This is a genomic window from Bradyrhizobium sp. CCGB01, assembly GCF_024199795.1.
GTDB lineage: Bacteria > Pseudomonadota > Alphaproteobacteria > Rhizobiales > Xanthobacteraceae > Bradyrhizobium.
In genome coordinates this window covers 2,393,439-2,409,268 of record NZ_JANADK010000001.1, presented here as the reverse complement: position 1 = coordinate 2,409,268, position 15,830 = coordinate 2,393,439, and the positions used below count along the sequence as shown (strand labels likewise).

Below are 15,830 nucleotides of genomic sequence, written 5' to 3'. Positions count from 1 at the left end.
CGAGGCTTCGGACGAAGGTCCGAAGCTCAGCCGATCTGGATTTTGGTGTCGGAAACGAACTGGTACGGCGGCACCGGCAGGTTCGCGGGCGCGGGCCCCTGGCGGATGCGGCCGGACGAATCGTACTGCGAACCATGGCAGGGGCAGAAGAACCCGTCGTAATTGCCCTCATGGGCGATCGGGATGCAGCCGAGATGGGTGCAGATACCGATCACGACCAGCCACTGCTCGTGGCCGGGCTTGACCCGGGCCTCGTCGGACTGCGGATCGGGCAGGCTCGCCACGTTGACGGCGCGCGCCTCGTCGATCTGCTTCTTGGTGCGGTGGCTGATGTAGATCGGCTTGCCGCGCCAGAACACCTTGATGTCCTGCCCCTCGGCGACCGGGCTGAGATCGACCTCGATCGGCGCACCGGCGGCGATGGTCGACGCATCAGGATTCATTTGAGAGATGAAGGGCCAGAGCGCAGCTGCGCCCCCTACTGCTGCAGCTGCCCCCGTTGCAACGAATAAGAAATCACGGCGTGTCGGATGGTCCGCCGAAGACGCTGTCGTCACGATTCCAACCCTTTCTTCTTATGCTGCCGACGGAACCGCTCCGGAGGCCCCCAAGGTCCCCAGAACGATCTGCCGGCGCCCGCGGCCCCCCGCGGCGGCAGAACTTCACTTGTCCCCACCAAAACAAGGGCGAAAACAGCAGTCCAGAATCGTTCTATTGGCACCCTTGCCGGGCGAGCGCAAGCCCGCTAACGGCGTGGGGGCGTGCAATGCACGAATTCCGCGGCCAGCGATGTTTTATTGAGACATTTCCGGCCCGCACCGACCCCGATACAGCCCATGCAGATCGCGCTTTTCCAACCCGACATCGCTCAGAACACCGGCACGATTCTCAGGCTCTGCGCCTGTCTGGGGATCGCCGCCCATATCATCGAGCCAGCGGGCTTCCCGGTCTCCGACCGCTTGTTCCGCCGGGCGGGAATGGATTACCTCGACCATGTCAGCCTCAGCAGGCACGACTCCTGGACCAGGTTCGAGGACTGGCGCGCGGCACAAGGCTACCGGCTGCTGCTGTTCACCACCAAAGGGGCCACCGACTACCGCGATTTTCATTACCAGACGTCGGACATCCTGCTATTCGGGCGCGAGAGCGCCGGCGTCACCGAGGCGGTGGTCGAGGCTGCGGACGCCCGGCTGGTAATCCCGATCACGGCGGGGCTGCGGTCGCTCAATGTGGCCATGACCGCGGCGATGGCCGCAGGCGAGGCACTGCGGCAGCTCCGGAACCCCAACGGCCCATGAATTTGAGGAGAGACGGTTGAGTTACGCGGTCAAGGAAATCTTCCTGACCCTGCAAGGCGAAGGCGCCCATGCCGGGCGCGCGTCCGTGTTCTGCCGTTTTGCCGGCTGCAACCTCTGGAGCGGCCGCGAGGCCGACCGCGCGGGCGCGACCTGCAAATTCTGCGACACGGACTTCGTCGGGACCGACGGCACGCTCGGCGGCCGCTATGCCACGGCCGCGGAACTCGCCGACACCATCGCCGCGCAATGGGCGGCCTCCACCGCCAACCGCTACGTGGTGCTCACCGGCGGCGAGCCGCTGCTCCAGGTCGATGCCGCGCTGGTCGATGCGCTCCATGCGAGAGGCTTCGAGATCGGCGTCGAGACCAACGGCACCATCGAGCCGCCCGCGGGGCTCGACTGGATCTGCGTCAGCCCCAAGGGCGGCAGCGAGCTCGTCCTGCGCCGCGGCCACGAGCTGAAGCTGGTCTATCCGCAGGCCCTCGCCGCGCCCGAGACCTTCGAGGACCTCGCCTTCGAGCGCTTCTCGCTCCAGCCAATGGACGGCCCCGAGGTCATCGAGAACACCGCGCGCGCGATCGACTATTGCCTGAATCATCCGCAATGGCGGCTGAGCGTGCAGACGCATAAATCGCTCGGCATCAGATAGATTGGTTTTCGAACAGATGTGGGAATTGACCAAATCGTTCCGCTTCGAGGCGGCACATTCATTGTCGGGAACGACGTTCGGTGCGGCCAGCGAAGAGATCCACGGCCACTCCTTCCGCGCCGAGGTGACGTTGCGCGGCACGCCCGACCCTGCGACCGGCATGGTGGTCGATCTCGGCCTCGTCCAGCGCGCCATCGAGGACGTCCGGCTGACGCTGGACCACAAATACCTCAACAAGATCGAGGCGCTGGGCACACCGACGCTGGAAAACCTCTCGCGCTTCGTCTGGGAGCGGCTCCAGCATATCGGCAAGCTGACCCGCGTCAGCATCCACCGCGACAGTTGCAACGAGAGCTGCACCTACTACGGTCCGCAGGGCTAGTTACGATCTCGGTCTCGTAGGGTGGGCAAAGCGCAGCGTGCCCACCATTCGAGATGACGGTGAAAGATGGTGGGCACGGCGCAGGGGCGCCTTTGCCCACCCTACGGCAGGCTCGTTCGGGAATTGGATATGGACGTTTCAACAATCGACGACCGCAAGACGCGCGCCCGCGCCTGGTTCGAGCGCCTGCGCGACGACATCTGCGCGAGCTTCGAGCGGCTGGAGGACGACGCGCCGCAAAGCCTCTATCCCGGGGATGCCGGCCGCTTCAAGCGCACGCCCTGGCAGCGCACCGATCATACCGGTGCGCCCGGCGGCGGCGGCATGATGTCGATGATGTCCGGTCGCCTGTTCGAGAAGGTCGGCGTGCATTGCTCGACCGTGCACGGCGAATTCGCGCCCGAGTTTCGCGCGCAGATTCCGGGCGCGGCAGACGACCCGAAGTTCTGGGCCTCCGGCATCTCGCTGATCGCGCATCACCGCAATCCGCACGTCCCTGCCGTGCACATGAACACGCGCTTCGTCGTCACCACAAAAGCCTGGTTCGGCGGCGGCGCCGATCTCACGCCGGTGCTCGACCGCCGGCGCTCGCAGGACGATGCCGACACGCTCGCCTTCCACGCCGCGATGGAGGAGGCCTGCACGCAGCCCAACGGGGTTGCCGATTACGACAAGTACAAAAAATGGTGCGACGAGTATTTCTACCTGCCGCACCGGAAAGAGGCGCGCGGCATCGGCGGCATCTTCTACGATTGGCACGACAGCGGCGACTGGGACGCCGACCTCGCCTTCACCCAGGATGTCGGCCGCGCCTTCCTGAAAATCTATCCTGAGATCGTGCGGCGCAATTTCGCGACGAGCTGGACCGCTGATGATCGCGAGGAGCAATTGATCCGGCGCGGCCGCTATGTCGAGTTCAACCTGCTCTACGACCGCGGCACCATCTTCGGACTCAAGACCGGCGGCAATGTGGATTCGATCCTGTCGTCGCTGCCGCCGGAGGTGAAATGGCCATGACTGTGAAACCCGCATCAAAGCCGCTGCCGCGCGCCATGCTGATCGACATGGACGACACCATCCTGTCGGCCTATGGCCGGCCCGAGATCGCCTGGAACACGATCGCCAACGAATTCGCCGACGAGCTGGCGCCGCTGCCGCCACCGCAGGTCGCAACCGCGGTGCTGGCCTATGCGCGGCAGTTCTGGTCGACCGCGGAGCCGCTCTGGCGGATGAAGCTTGGCGAGGCACGGCGGCTCACGGTGCGAGGCGGCTTCGCCGCGCTTGCCGCCGACGGCCATCGCGCCCTCCCCGATGATCTCGCCGATCGGATCGCCGACCGTTTCACCACCTATCGCGAAGAAGCAATCTTCGTTTTCCCCGGCGCCCATGATGCGATCGACGCGTTCAAGGCCCATGGAGTCAAGCTCGCGCTGGTCACCAACGGCGCCGCCGACATGCAGCGTGCCAAGGTCGAGCGCTTCGAGCTGACGCATCGCTTCGATCACATCCAGATCGAGGGCGAGCACGGCTTCGGCAAGCCCGAGGAGCGCGCCTATCTGCACGCGATGGAGGCGCTCGGCGTCACCGCGAAAGACACCTGGATGATCGGCGACAATCTGGAATGGGAAGTCGTGACGCCGCAGCGTCTCGGCATCTACGCGATCTGGATCGACGTGCATGGCGACGGCCTGCCCGAAGGCTCGTCCGTCAAGCCCGACCGCATCATCCGCTCGCTGACCGAGCTGGTGCCGAGCCAGCCGTAATCGGGGCTCAAAGACCAAAACACCGAAAACAACCCCATGCACAGTAGCCGACTGCTGCAAAATCAAGGTCCTACGGATTTACCGAAAATCCTTTGACCCGTCGGGCAAAACACGGGTACTATGCCATCATCGCCAGGCGCGGCCTTTCTCACGAGCGGTCTTCGCCTGCGGCCATCTGTCGAGACGCCCGCCTGCGGCGGGACCCAGGATGAAGTCGCCCCGTTTTCAGCGTGTCATGACCGCCTGCTAGCGTCCTCCGGATCGATCAACCCGAAAGGACAATCCATGGAATTGAAAGCCGGCGATGTCGTGATGCTGAAATCGGGCGGCCAGCCGCTGACGGTTGCCGAAGTGAAAGAGGACGACGTGCTCTGCCTCTGGATGGGCATGGAAGGCGACCTGTTCCGCGAGACGCTGCCGCTGGCCACGCTCGTGCAGGTGGAAGAGGAAGACGACGAGGAAGAGGAAGAGGAAGAGGACGACGAAGACGAGGATGAAGACGACGAGTAGGCGCCTCCTCCGACCGCAGCCGAGCTGGATCGAAGTGCTCGGCTCCGGCGTGCGTGATGTCCGCTACTCGCCAAGAACGGCACGATAGCGGACATCGCTGGATGTCGCAGAAGGGCCACAAGGCGCCTCGGACATTACAGCTCCTTGGTGAAATGAAAGCGCCGAATGCCCCCGCCCAAGGTTTTGTTGCTGGGTGAAACGGCGACCTCCTCACGAACCAATCGATATTCGGAGGCCCTGTAGAGCGAAAGTGCTTCGCGCTGTAGCTCGGAGGTGCTCAAATCGATCCGAGGACAACTGCGCTTGCGACATTCGTCTTCAGCGAACCTCAACATCTGGCGAGCGATACCCCGGCGGCGAACCTCTGGATCGACGTACATGCGGCGCAACTCCATCCCCGCAGATGAAGAAGGTTCAAGTCCAAACATGCCAACGACTTTTTTGCCGTCGACGGCTACCCAGAATCCGCCCTGCCGGCGTCCGTAGTACCGGCTTATCTGACCAGTTTCTTCGTTCAGCGATACTGCAATGTACTGCTCAAACGCTTCCGCCATGTGAGGAGGCGCGAGGAGCCGATTGACCCTGACGAATAGAAGACGCACCTGCTCTGCATCCTCTTCCGTAAACGGCCGTATGATGATCGGAAATTCCAGCTGATCCATCTGCGCGGGTCGCATCGAATGACGGTGAGCCAAGGCGCGGTTATCTCATGGGCACGCCAGCGATACGACAGGCTTCAATATAGAGTTCAACATCCTCCTGCCGGAAAATCTTCGCAATCCGCTTCCGACTTCCGGAAATCGTCCAGCCAAAGCCGGCTTCCCGTCGACGGGTCACCATCATCTGCGCTTCGGGAATACGGCCCAGCATGGCGTAACTCGCCATGGCAACCGCTATGGCCGGGACGTAGTTTTTTTGATGGGCCAGCGCCTTGGTAGCCCACGACAAGGCAACCTCGAAGCGACGCAAAAGGAAATTGGCCCACGCCAGTCCGGACTCCACAAGATAAATGTCCGGATCGAGGGGATTGAGCCGCATGGCGTAGTCGAATTGCTCGATGGCGCTCTCGTGTTCACCAAGGTAAACGCTGATCCAGCCGCGCATTCGCCAGGCTATGGACAAATTCGGGTTTACGGCGATTGCCTGATCCACAATCACAGCGGCAGTTCCGGCCTCCCCTAAATTGCGGCCGAAAAAGTTTGCTGCCCGTGCAAGCGCAAAAGCGTCATCCGCTCCCACTTCGATTGCACGCAAAGCGTATTGCTTGCCTCCGGCCGCAACATCGTCGTTTGTGATCAAACCAAGCTCTTCCTGCCCAATATAGCAGTCCAGCGCCAGGGCATACGCAGCAGCAAAATTGGGATCGAGCGAAATCGCTTGCCGGGCAAGCCGCAAAGCATCTTCATAACCTTGGCGGGTCACGCGCCGATGAGCGTGGAGAGCGCGGTAGTACAGGTCAACGGCGTCGAGGCATTCGGTCGGCTTGCGCTCCGACCGATCGATTTCCGCCTGGACAAGGCGCGGCTCGAGTGCCGCGACCACGTTGGATGTTACCTTATCCTGCAGCGCAAAGATGTCTTCCAGAGCTCCGTCAAACTGATCAGCCCACAGATACGCGCCGGTGGCGGCCTCGATGAGTTGGCCGGCGATGCGAACCCTGCCACCAGCTTTTCGGACACTGCCTTTCAGCACGTAGCGGACGCCGAGCTCCCGTCCAACCTGCTTGATCTCGACAGCCTTGCCCCTGAAAGTGAAGCTCGAATTGCGGGCGATGACGAATAGCGATTTGAACCGCGAGAGCGCGGTGATGATGTCCTCCACCATGCCGTCCGTGAAGTATTCCTGCTCGGGATCACCCAGCATGTTCTCGAAGGGCAGGACGGCGATGGAAGGCTTGTCGGGGAGCGGCAGCGGCTTCCTGGCCTCTGGGGACGGCGCGGAGACCGCTCCGTCCTTCAATATTGCTGCGTAGATGCGGACGGGGCGGTCAATGTTCTTCAGGTTCTGCTCGCCTAGATCGACGAACTCAGCCGCGACCTTGCCGCGAACCTGATCGTAGGCAAAAGACGAGACGCAGATGCCGCCGGGTTCTGCGATGCTCTCGAGCCGTGCCGCGATGTTGACGCCGTCGCCAAAGATGTCATGAGGCTCGACGATCACGTCGCCGATATTGACGCCCACACGGAAAGCAATGCGCCGGTCTTCGACCTCGCCGATTGTAAGCTCCCTGGTGCGGGTCTGGAACTGCAAAGCAGCTCGAACCGCTTCGACCGCGCTCGGAAACTCGGCCAGGAACCCGTCCCCCGTGTTCTTCACGATGCGGCCCCCGTGTTCCGTGATCGCGGGCGCGACACCATCCGCAAGGAGCGCGGCCAGTTTGGCATGCGTCGCCTCTTCATCCGTGTGCATCAGCCGCGAATAGCCAGCCACGTCAGCGGCTACGACAGCTGCCAGTCGACGCTTGACGCGCTCGCTCGCCACGAAGCACCCGGTGGTTGATTTGAGCCGAAATATCAAACCATAGAGACCGGCCGCGCGCTAGCTAGTGCAGCGACGACATGCCGTGGCTCACCAAGGCCTCGATGACTCCATCAAACGCCAGCCCGACGCCCATGGCTGCGACAAAGAAGCCAACAATCCGCGTCGCCGCGTCGATTCCAAGGCGACCCAACGCCTGCGTCAGCTTCGCTGCATAGGCGAGACATAGGAAGGTGATCAGCATTGTGGCAACGATCGCAGCGGCTATGGCCATGAAGGAAGCAAGCTCATTTGAGGACTTTTTGATCGTGGCCGTCATTCCGAGGATGGTGGCGATCGCGCCAGGTCCGAACATTAGCGGCATCGCCAGTGGCACAAAGGCGCCGTCGGTCCCGTCCGCTTCCGCAGCAGGTTTCGCGATCCCGCCGGATGAAGATGGAGAGAAAAGCTCAAACCCGATCTTCATAAGGATCAATCCACCGACAATACGGACCATGCTCAGGGGCACGTCAAACAATCGCAGCAGCAACGCGCCAAAGACCAGGAAGAAAAAGCAAAGGAGCAGCGCGTAGACGCAGGATCTCCGGGCAACCGATCGGTGCGCCGCGTCGTCCTTCCCCGACAGCATCATGAGGTACACAGGTAAAACCTCAAAAGGATTGATGATCGCCAGCAAGGTTGTGAACGTGCCTACGAATAGCGAAAATTGTTGCGTCATTTGGCCTCCCAAGACCCCTTTCATGAGGGACTAATTTCGCGACGACGTGATGTGGCGCTCCGTTGCATCTGTTTTGAACGCGGTCTCGCCCAAGACGATTTTCCGCAAGTGTGGCCAGTGAGAGACAAGGAAAGGAAGGGCTTCGTAGTTAAGTGGGGCAGAGACGGGAAAAACCGGCAGTATCGTTACCCTATTAGGGGGGCGTCATGAAGCCGTTCCTTGGAAACGTTGCGCTGCTTGCAATCTGCGTGAGTGTCACCGCGCGTGCTGCGGATATGCCGGTGAAGGCTCCGCCACTTCCCTCACCGGCGTACAATTGGTCAGGATTTTATCTTGGCGCAAATCTCGGCGGGGCTTGGAGCAGTGGCAGCCTGAACATTCCAGGCAACAATTTGTATGGCGGCACCACCGAATTCATCGGAGGTGTTCAGGCAGGTTATAATTTCCAGGCGGGCCATGTCTTGTTCGGCGTGGAAGGTGATTTTGACGGGGCGACTTTTGGTCATCCCGTGCTTCCGACACCTACGCTCGGCACCGTGAGGCAGAACTGGGTTGGAACGATTGCAGGCCGCTTCGGCCTTGTGGAGGATAAGTGGCTCCTCTACGCCAAGCTTGGCGGCGGCTGGGTGCAAAGCAATGCCTCGTTGAACTTCCCCGGCGTCACCTGGCAGGGGTCCAACACCAGCTCCGGCTGGCTAGCTGGGGTGGGTGTCGAGTACGGCTTCAAACCGAATTGGACGCTCAAACTCGAATACGATTACATTGGGCTGGGAAGCTGGACTTCGCCCACCGTCCCGCCAATCCAGTTGAACCGCGACCTTCAAATGGTGAAGTTCGGCGCCAACTACAAATTCGAGCGCGGCCTTGCCGATACGGTCGCACCGACAAGAACCGCGCATTCTGCCGAACCTTCCCAAGACGAAGACCTCGCCCAGAAATCGCAGAACCCTATCGCTGATCTCGTCAGCGTCCCGTTCCAAAGCAATACGAATTTCAACGCCGGGCCGTTCAACCGGACCCAGGAAGTCCTCAACATTCAGCCGGTCATACCGCTGCGCATCAACGCGGACTGGAACGTGATCTCGCGCACCATCATGCCCGTGATCAGTCAACCTAGTCCGTTTTTTAACAACAGCACGAATGGAATTGGCGACATTACTCAGCAGTTCTTTTTCACCCCCACCCATCCAGGCGCTCTGATCTGGGGCCTCGGTCCCGTCTTTACGGTGCCGTCCGCGACCGATCCTATTCTTGGGCAGGGAAAAGTGCTGTTCGGTCCCACGGCCGTCTTCCTGACAACGCCGGGACATTGGGTGATCGGCGTGCTGGTCAACAATCAGTGGTCAGTTGGTGGGGACCCGTTGCGGCAGAGCGTGAACCAGTTTCTCGCGCAGCCATTTGTCAACTACAACATGGCGCACGGGTGGTTCCTGACAAGTTCACCAGTGATCACCTCGAACTGGCTGGCAGCACCGGGTCAGCAGTGGACCGTACCGATCGGCGGCGGCCTTGGTCGAGTCTTCAAGCTCGGCGATCAGCCCGTGAGCGCATACTTAACCGGCTATTACAACGTCGTTCGTCCAACCGGCGCGCCAAATTGGCAATTGCGAGCCGAATTGTCTCTGCTCTTCCCGGAGAGGTAAGAGGTCGGCTCGAGCGCGATGAGATCAGGATGAATCGTCATCGCGCTTGAGGTTGTTGTTTGAGCATGATCGCCGCGCAAACGCGTTCCGCGTGGGCTCTCATCACGTCGTCACGCGCTTCGCGCGTCAGTGCCCCAAAACTTTCGTTCGTCGCGCCAAAAGACCTTTGCAACAAAATCTGCCAAATGCAGACATGGTCAGCGGCGCAGGATCGCGCTTGAGCTAGTGACCAGCCGTCGCTTGGTTGACCCTAATATTTCCTGACGACGGGTTTTGTTGTCGGAGGCGCTCCGGGCGCCGGCGGCGAGACAGAGAAGGTGACCCAGGTATTCCAGCCCGATGGCCGGTTTTCCGCAGCGAACTCGCCGTAAGCCTTGAGATTGACATAGCCCTGCATGTCTCCGACCGGAAAAAGGAATCCGATCTGGGGGCCGACGCCAACCACCTGGGACCGGAAGCAGCCGACACGGTCACCTGAACCGCTGTCGCAGCCGAGTTCCTTGTAGACATAGCCCACGAGGCCAACCAGGACCTGCTTCGAGAGGAACTGCGATGCACCCCAGTCGAAGTGCATGTCGACGCCGCTCTGATACTGCGTTGCAGGATTCTTGAAATTGTAGGTGAAGCCGAGCACGCCGGAAAACTCGTGGCCGGCCTGCTGATCGAAATAGGTGTAACCGCCGCCGGCGTCGATCGAGCCGTGTCCGATGCCAAGGTTTGACAGGCGCGTGGATTCGTAAGCGCCAATCGGGATGCCGCCCATGACATAGGCCATGTAGTTGTGGACACCGGCGTTCCATTTCATTTGGAAGACCGGCGCCACATCCGCAAAGCCCCATGTCGTGTCGCTGATCGTGTCGGACCGCGCGAAGGGGATGCTATTGCCGAACGGGCCAGTGAGCACGCCCGACAAGGTCCCCGCCAGGCTGGTGCCGACGACGCCATAGGCTGCGAGGAGGGACACCGACGCCTGGCCGCCGAGCACCGGCGTCGCGAATACATAGGTCGGGATCACAAAGCCAAGATCGCCGGTGGAGTTGACGTTCAAATTCAGACTTGCGTTGAGGGTAACGTTGCCCGGAACCCTGCCGAGCGTGAACTCACGCGCACGCGCGACGTCGGCGCCGGCGGATACGGAGGTATGGTAGTAGATATTCGCCAGCGACCAACCCGGCTGCTGCGGCGTGGCCGCGAGGCTTCCAAAGAACCCGGGGACCCAGAAGCTGATGCCGTTTTCGTCGGCCAACGCACAAGGGGAAAACGACATGATGGCGGACGTCAGGACGCTTGCGGCTATGCCGAGTCTGCGTCGACTTGCTGAGATTGGCCGCCCGCTTTTCGCCGCGGCGAGTGCAATTCTCGCTGTCATATCCTGCTCCGTAAGTATGTCGCCTCCGAATAAATCCTGGTGCATCGTAACCTTGAAGCGGGCGGGGCTCACCACGTAAATTCAGTCAGGATCGATCTGCCGGGAAAAAGAAGAATACTGCGACCAAAGAGCCACAGTGACTCAAGCAGGAAACGTCCGTGTCCAACCAGTATGCAGTTTGTGCCAGTGGCCCTTTTTCCCTGTGCTGCACGTGCATCTGATCTCAAGAGCGGCCTAGAATAACTGACTGACCTTTTTCGATTTCGCCGACGCCTCTCGCAAGAGCTGTGACGCCAGCCCGGCATTCGGTAGCGAATTGAGCCAATGAGGTGAGCATCTCGCGCTTTGCGCGACAGTGTATCGGATGCGCTTTGCTGCTCGTCGAGCTGCCACGTCACGACCGCTTATGGGTGATCGACCAAATCCAAAGAGGAAAGTTTGCCAGGCGCGTCGGCGCGCGGCGAAAGGATGCTGGGTCCGATAGGAGATCCCGCGCGCGCCTCGTCCTGCTTGAGGTTCGGCGCTGAACCTTACAGCCCAAAGCCGCGGCCAATCTCCCGCACAAGCTTGAGCGCGGCGTCAGTATTACGGCCATAGAAGAGCGCTTGATCCAGCTGGGAAAAGATGCCCATTCCGAACAGCGCTATAGCAATGCCTCTGAACATGGTTGTGGACCGGGTTGAACGATGCAGCGCAAGTTCAAAACGGCCCCAGCCGCAGGTTGGGAGGACAGCCGGGGCCGGCATTCCCATTCCAATGTGCCGCAATCGGCGGTAAATCGGCACGCGACCAGCTAGCCACATGAAAGCTAACGATCCGTTTCGAGCAAGCCGAATCCGGACGAAAGCGCGTCGATGTCGCAACACCCGTGTTTCGCAGCGCAACCCAGCGCTAACGGCCGTAATTGTACGGAGCCCAAAGTGAACGTGCAGAGAGGCTAGCTAGCGCGAAGCAGCGCAGCAAATGACCGATTGGTCGACGTGGTGAAGGAACGCCTCACGAGCCATCGTTGATCCCGCCACAATAATAAACGGCCCCGACGATGTTGTACGTCGGGGCCGTTCAAGATCGTCAGGCCGGTTACGTCCGCCGCGCTCTTCCGATCAAAATCCTCGCTGCCTATCGTACCTGGCCAAGGCGGGAGGTCGCAATGTCACGGTCGAGGTAATCACATCGCGCGGCGGCTCGCCGGCAGCGCTCGGCTGCGCACGTTGATAGCCATTGCATCGGGTTGGCGGCCAGCCGCGCCGCCGAGCGGATGCTGAGCGCGAGGTGATTTGCGAAGGTTCGAGCGATGGCGGTAGCCATATGGCGCTGCGCTCGAGCGCAACGGAGTCACGTCCTGGACGAGCTTCGATCCGCATCGCGGCGCGAAGGCCAGTTGGGGCCGGGTTACCTACGATGAGCTGCTTCGCGGCCGCCGAGATCATCACCAGCCCGCCCGTGATCACGGCGACGTCGAGGATCGCGGTGTGGATGTGCACCGGCATCCGCTCGACGAAGGCTTTTGCGAGGAACGCGCCGGGGATCGCAATCGCGCCGATCAGCAGCGCGAAGGCGAGCACCTGCGCATTCACCGCGCCGGCGAGGCCGAACACGGAGATCTTGATCAGGCCGGTGCCGAGCGAGATCATCGCGTCGGTCGCGATCACGGCGGCGCCTTCGAGGCCTGCGGCCATCAGCAGCGACAGCAGGATCACGCCGGAGCCCGAGGTGCCGCCGACCAGCACGCCGTAGCCGACGGAGCCGGCGGCAAGGCCAGTGTCGCCGATCCTGACCTGGCGGCGGCGGAGGATGCGGCGCAGCGGCACACTCAGGATCAGCATGGAGCCGATCACCAGCGCGGCGCCCGCATTGGTGAGGCGCGTGTAGCCGTAGGCGCCGAGCGCGGTCGTCAGCGCCGCGCAGGCCAGCACGATCAGCGCGCGGCGGCGATCGGCGTAACGGACATAGGCGAGCGCGCGGCTCGAATTGGTGAAGATCGCCGAGATCGCGATGATCGGCACCACGGGCTCGGCGCCGACCAGCGGCACCAGCACCAAGGGCATCAGGGCGCCGGTGCCGTAGCCAGCGAGACCACCGATGATCGAAGCAAACAACGCCATCAACGCAACCAGCAGAAGCTGAAAGACCGAGATGTCGGCGAAGCCCGAGACGATGGTCACGTTCTCTCATCGCGGCTGACGCGTGCCGCAGCTTGATCGGCGATGGAAGCGAGTGCGGCTTCCTCTAGGGGAAAATCCGCCGCAAGCCAAGCGTCCTCGGCGAGCGTCAACACATGTCCGAGCGCAGGGCCTTCCGCCATGCCGCGCGCGATGAAGTCCGCGGCTTTCAGCGGAAATTTCGGCGCAATCCAGCGCTGCGGCAGCTCGGCAAGCGCACGCCAGCGCGACGATCCGACGTCGCCGCCGGCTCGCGCCCAGCCGAGCAACACGCGATCGTGATAGCGCTCCGCGCCGAGCCGGTAGAGCAGCCGGCGCGCATTGGCCTCGTCCTTGGTGACGAAGCGCCACCAGCGGTGCCCCATCGAATCCAGCGCCTTGGCCTCGGCGTTGGAGAGGCGAAAGCGCGTGGCGACGCGCCTGGCATCTTCGGTCACGGCGACCGTCAGCGCGGCGAGCCGCCGCGTGCTGCTTGCGGTGAGGCCAAGCTCGCGCTCGATTGCGATCATCGCCGACAGCGGTCCGGTATAGACGACGCCCCCGCTCAACGCCTGCAGCAACCCGCCATCCGCCATCGCGACCGCGGCGTCAGGTGCGCCGTGAGCGACCAGCAGCTTCAGCATCTCCATGCGCACCCGCTCGGCCGACAGGCTCGCAAGTCCCGCGCGGCCGCGGATGCAGGCGAGATAGCCGTCGCGGTCGGGCTCGCCGGCGCCGAAGGCGGCATGAATGCGGAAGAAGCGCAGGATACGAAGATAATCCTCGGCGATGCGCTGGCCGGGATCGCCGATGAAGCGCACGCGCCGCGCGGCGGCGTCCGCGATGCCGCCGATATAGTCATGCACGACACCGGTCGCATCGACCGACAGGCCGTTCATGGTGAAGTCGCGCCGCTCGGCGTCCCTCACCCAGTCGCGGCCGAACGCGACCCTGGCCTTGCGGCCGAAGGTCTCGGTGTCCTCGCGCAGCGTCGTGACCTCGTAAGGCTCGCTGTCGACGACCAGCGTGACGGTGCCGTGGTCGATGCCGGTCGGCACGCTCTTGATGCCGGCAGCCTTGGCGCGCCGCATCACCTCGTCCGGCAAGGCCGTGGTGGCGATGTCGATGTCGCCGGGCACGAGACCGAGCAGCGCATTGCGCACGGCGCCGCCGACCACGCGCGCTTCCTCGCCATCGGCGTTGAGCAGCGCCAGGACGCGCGCCGTCCCGCCGGAGGTCAGCCAGGGCGCATTGGCGAGTAACGGCTCTGCGCTCATCGTCCAGCCCCTATTTTTCCACGCCCGGCACGAGCCGGCCGTTCTCGATATGGGCGGGAACGTAGGTCGAATCCGGCGCGGCGCCGGAGAAATGCGCAAGGCCGACCAGCCCGGCGATCACCAGCACGATCGCGGCGAGCGCAAGGCGCGCGACGATGGCGACCGGCCAGGACGATCGTGCGAACAGGCCGGACCGCGTGGCGGCCAGGAACAACGCATAGACGGCAAAGGGGATGAGGAAGATTCCGATCTCGGTCAGAACCGGCCGGATCATGATGAATAGATCCGCTCATACAGCACACGCAGCATTCCGGCCGTCGCACCCCAGATGTAGCGCTCCGCGAACGGCATGGCGTAGTAAAAGCGCTCCATGCCGCGGAATTCCTTGCTGTGCACCTGGTGGTTCGCCGGGTTCATCAGGAAGGATAGCGGCACCTCGAAGGCGTCATCAACCTCGGAATGGTTGATGGTGAGCTCGAAGCCCGGCCGGACCCTCGCGACCGTCGGCAGGATGCGGAAGCCGAAAGCGGTGCCGTAGAGATCGAGATAGCCGATCGGCTCGACGAAGTCTCTGGACAGGCCGACCTCCTCCTCGGCCTCGCGCAGCGCCGCATCGAGCGGCGAGTTATCGGTCGCGTCGATCTTGCCGCCGGGGAAAGCGATCTGGCCGGCGTGGTCGTTGAGATGCGCCGAGCGCTGCGTCAGCAGGACGGTCGGCTCGGGATGGTCGACCACGGCGATCAGGACCGCGGCGGGGCGCACCGGCTGCTCGCGCGCGACGATCTCGAGCATCTTGTCGGTGCCGGGATCGCCCGAGGCGGGGATGACGTTCGGATCGTAGAGGCCGGGCGGCACGTCGAAGCCGAGCTTCGCCCTGGATCGGGCGAAGAAATCCTCCGCGCCGATCACGACCGGACCGCTCTTCAGGATAAGCTTGCTCAAAGCGCGGCCCTCACCTGCTCCGCATCGGCCATGGCGAAGAATTCGCCGGCCGACTCGACGCCGAACATCGGCTGGCCATCGACCATCCGCTCCTCACCCATGTCAACCAGATCGTAGTAGAGCGCGCGGGTGACCTTGGCCCAGAGATCGGCGCGGACATGCAGGTATGGCGTCAGCCCGCCGTCACTGGCCTGCTCGAAACGCAGCCGGTGCGCGGCGTCGCAGGTGACCCAGTCGTCGACATTGGTGCGGAAGCTGAGCACGCGATGGTTGTCCTCGCCGCTCCTGAGCATCTCGACCGCCATGAACGGCGCGTCGTCGACGCGAATGCCGACCTTCTCCACCGGCGTGACCAGGAAATGCTTGTCGCCCTCGCGCTTGAGGATGGTCGAGAACAGGCGGACCAGGGCGTGACGGCCGATTGGCGTGCCCATGTAGAACCAGGTACCATCTGATGCGATTCGGATGTCGAGATCGCCGCAAAACGGCGGATTCCACAGATGCACCGGAGGCAGGCCCTTTTTGGCGCCTTCGGCATTGGCTGCACTTGTGGCGGCGGCAGTCAGCCCCTCTAGACCTCGATCGGCGCTCTGCCCTTGCTTCGCCATGGTTTGCCCTGACTCTGTCATTTGGCACGATTGGTGCAGGTTTACGTTGTAC

At 62.6% G+C, this 15,830-nt stretch carries 16 protein-coding genes and 1 pseudogene; 7 read left to right on the top strand and 10 right to left on the bottom strand.

Annotated elements, in window-relative coordinates; translation table 11 throughout:
* Window positions 1-26: 26 nt before the first annotated feature.
* On the bottom strand, window positions 27-557 hold the full coding sequence (gene petA / locus NLM25_RS10830) for a ubiquinol-cytochrome c reductase iron-sulfur subunit (RefSeq protein WP_254116871.1): 531 nt from the start codon (window positions 555-557) through the stop codon (window positions 27-29).
* Between the two features lie 279 nt (window positions 558-836).
* On the opposite strand from petA, the gene NLM25_RS10825 reads away from it, so the two are divergent.
* The 6 genes from NLM25_RS10825 to NLM25_RS10800 all read left to right on the top strand — a co-directional run bounded on the left by NLM25_RS10825 (window position 837) and on the right by NLM25_RS10800 (window position 4,602).
* On the top strand, window positions 837-1,298 hold the full coding sequence (locus tag NLM25_RS10825) for a tRNA (cytidine(34)-2'-O)-methyltransferase (protein ID WP_254136933.1): 462 nt from the start codon (window positions 837-839) through the stop codon (window positions 1,296-1,298).
* 16 nt (window positions 1,299-1,314) lie between these two features.
* Window positions 1,315-1,947, top strand: a complete 633-nt coding sequence (gene queE, locus NLM25_RS10820; protein WP_254136932.1) for a 7-carboxy-7-deazaguanine synthase — start codon at window positions 1,315-1,317, stop codon at window positions 1,945-1,947.
* A gap of 16 nt (window positions 1,948-1,963) precedes the next feature.
* A complete protein-coding gene (locus tag NLM25_RS10815; protein ID WP_028153666.1) occupies window positions 1,964-2,329 on the top strand; it encodes a 6-carboxytetrahydropterin synthase in 366 nt (121 codons plus the stop codon).
* Between the two features lie 129 nt (window positions 2,330-2,458).
* Window positions 2,459-3,346 carry an oxygen-dependent coproporphyrinogen oxidase gene (gene hemF / locus NLM25_RS10810; RefSeq protein WP_254136931.1) on the top strand — a complete coding sequence of 296 codons (888 nt, stop codon included), beginning with the start codon at window positions 2,459-2,461 and terminating at the stop codon, window positions 3,344-3,346.
* Window positions 3,337-4,092, top strand: coding sequence for an HAD family hydrolase (locus tag NLM25_RS10805; protein ID WP_254136930.1), 756 nt, complete (start codon window positions 3,337-3,339; stop codon window positions 4,090-4,092). Before hemF ends, NLM25_RS10805 begins: the two co-directional genes overlap by 10 nt.
* Before the next feature lie 285 nt (window positions 4,093-4,377).
* Window positions 4,378-4,602 carry a YodC family protein gene (locus tag NLM25_RS10800; RefSeq protein WP_254136929.1) on the top strand — a complete coding sequence of 75 codons (225 nt, stop codon included), beginning with the start codon at window positions 4,378-4,380 and terminating at the stop codon, window positions 4,600-4,602.
* Window positions 4,603-4,736: 134 nt separating this feature from the next.
* On the opposite strand, the gene NLM25_RS10795 is transcribed toward NLM25_RS10800, so the two are convergent.
* The 3 genes from NLM25_RS10795 to NLM25_RS10785 form a co-directional block, all read right to left on the bottom strand.
* On the bottom strand, window positions 4,737-5,264 hold the full coding sequence (locus NLM25_RS10795; protein ID WP_254136928.1) for a GNAT family N-acetyltransferase: 528 nt from the start codon (window positions 5,262-5,264) through the stop codon (window positions 4,737-4,739).
* Between the two features lie 40 nt (window positions 5,265-5,304).
* Window positions 5,305-7,083, bottom strand: a complete 1,779-nt coding sequence (locus tag NLM25_RS10790; RefSeq protein ID WP_254116864.1) for an adenylate/guanylate cyclase domain-containing protein — start codon at window positions 7,081-7,083, stop codon at window positions 5,305-5,307.
* 61 nt (window positions 7,084-7,144) lie between these two features.
* Window positions 7,145-7,798, bottom strand: a complete 654-nt coding sequence (locus NLM25_RS10785) for a MarC family protein (RefSeq protein ID WP_254116863.1) — start codon at window positions 7,796-7,798, stop codon at window positions 7,145-7,147.
* A 206-nt stretch (window positions 7,799-8,004) separates the two neighbouring features.
* On the opposite strand from NLM25_RS10785, the gene NLM25_RS10780 reads away from it, so the two are divergent.
* Complete coding sequence (locus tag NLM25_RS10780) at window positions 8,005-9,441, top strand: outer membrane protein (protein ID WP_254136927.1); 1,437 nt, start codon at window positions 8,005-8,007, stop codon at window positions 9,439-9,441.
* 250 nt (window positions 9,442-9,691) lie between these two features.
* On the opposite strand, the gene NLM25_RS10775 is transcribed toward NLM25_RS10780, so the two are convergent.
* The 6 genes and pseudogenes from NLM25_RS10775 to NLM25_RS10750 all read right to left on the bottom strand — a co-directional run bounded on the left by NLM25_RS10775 (window position 9,692) and on the right by NLM25_RS10750 (window position 15,778).
* Complete coding sequence (locus tag NLM25_RS10775) at window positions 9,692-10,708, bottom strand: transporter (RefSeq protein ID WP_254141153.1); 1,017 nt, start codon at window positions 10,706-10,708, stop codon at window positions 9,692-9,694.
* A gap of 1,502 nt (window positions 10,709-12,210) precedes the next feature.
* A pseudogene (locus tag NLM25_RS10770) lies at window positions 12,211-12,975 on the bottom strand (sulfite exporter TauE/SafE family protein); the annotation flags it as partial.
* Window positions 12,972-14,228, bottom strand: coding sequence for a CCA tRNA nucleotidyltransferase (locus tag NLM25_RS10765; RefSeq protein WP_254136926.1), 1,257 nt, complete (start codon window positions 14,226-14,228; stop codon window positions 12,972-12,974). The gene NLM25_RS10765 and the pseudogene NLM25_RS10770, both read right to left, overlap by 4 nt.
* A gap of 10 nt (window positions 14,229-14,238) precedes the next feature.
* The gene (locus NLM25_RS10760) at window positions 14,239-14,502 is read right to left on the bottom strand and encodes a DUF6111 family protein (protein ID WP_254116859.1); all 264 of its coding nucleotides are present in this window, start codon (window positions 14,500-14,502) and stop codon (window positions 14,239-14,241) included.
* Entirely contained in the window at window positions 14,499-15,170 is a 672-nt protein-coding gene (locus NLM25_RS10755) for a CoA pyrophosphatase (RefSeq protein ID WP_254136925.1), read from the bottom strand. Before NLM25_RS10755 ends, NLM25_RS10760 begins: the two co-directional genes overlap by 4 nt.
* Entirely contained in the window at window positions 15,167-15,778 is a 612-nt protein-coding gene (locus NLM25_RS10750; RefSeq protein WP_254136924.1) for a DUF1285 domain-containing protein, read from the bottom strand. The genes NLM25_RS10755 and NLM25_RS10750 overlap by 4 nt, the downstream gene beginning before the upstream one ends.
* Window positions 15,779-15,830 lie beyond the last annotated feature (52 nt).

Coding starts and splice junctions, on each gene's coding strand:
- NLM25_RS10825 (WP_254136933.1), top strand. CDS start 837: ATGCAGATCGCGCTTTTCCAACCCGACATCGCTCAGAACACCGGCACG.
- NLM25_RS10815 (WP_028153666.1), top strand. CDS start 1,964: ATGTGGGAATTGACCAAATCGTTCCGCTTCGAGGCGGCACATTCATTG.
- hemF (WP_254136931.1), top strand. CDS start 2,459: ATGGACGTTTCAACAATCGACGACCGCAAGACGCGCGCCCGCGCCTGG.
- NLM25_RS10805 (WP_254136930.1), top strand. CDS start 3,337: ATGGCCATGACTGTGAAACCCGCATCAAAGCCGCTGCCGCGCGCCATG.
- NLM25_RS10800 (WP_254136929.1), top strand. CDS start 4,378: ATGGAATTGAAAGCCGGCGATGTCGTGATGCTGAAATCGGGCGGCCAG.
- NLM25_RS10795 (WP_254136928.1), bottom strand. CDS start 5,264: ATGGATCAGCTGGAATTTCCGATCATCATACGGCCGTTTACGGAAGAG.
- NLM25_RS10785 (WP_254116863.1), bottom strand. CDS start 7,798: ATGACGCAACAATTTTCGCTATTCGTAGGCACGTTCACAACCTTGCTG.
- NLM25_RS10780 (WP_254136927.1), top strand. CDS start 8,005: ATGAAGCCGTTCCTTGGAAACGTTGCGCTGCTTGCAATCTGCGTGAGT.
- NLM25_RS10775 (WP_254141153.1), bottom strand. CDS start 10,708: ATGTCGTTTTCCCCTTGTGCGTTGGCCGACGAAAACGGCATCAGCTTC.
- NLM25_RS10765 (WP_254136926.1), bottom strand. CDS start 14,228: ATGAGCGCAGAGCCGTTACTCGCCAATGCGCCCTGGCTGACCTCCGGC.
- NLM25_RS10760 (WP_254116859.1), bottom strand. CDS start 14,502: ATGATCCGGCCGGTTCTGACCGAGATCGGAATCTTCCTCATCCCCTTT.
- NLM25_RS10750 (WP_254136924.1), bottom strand. CDS start 15,778: ATGGCGAAGCAAGGGCAGAGCGCCGATCGAGGTCTAGAGGGGCTGACT.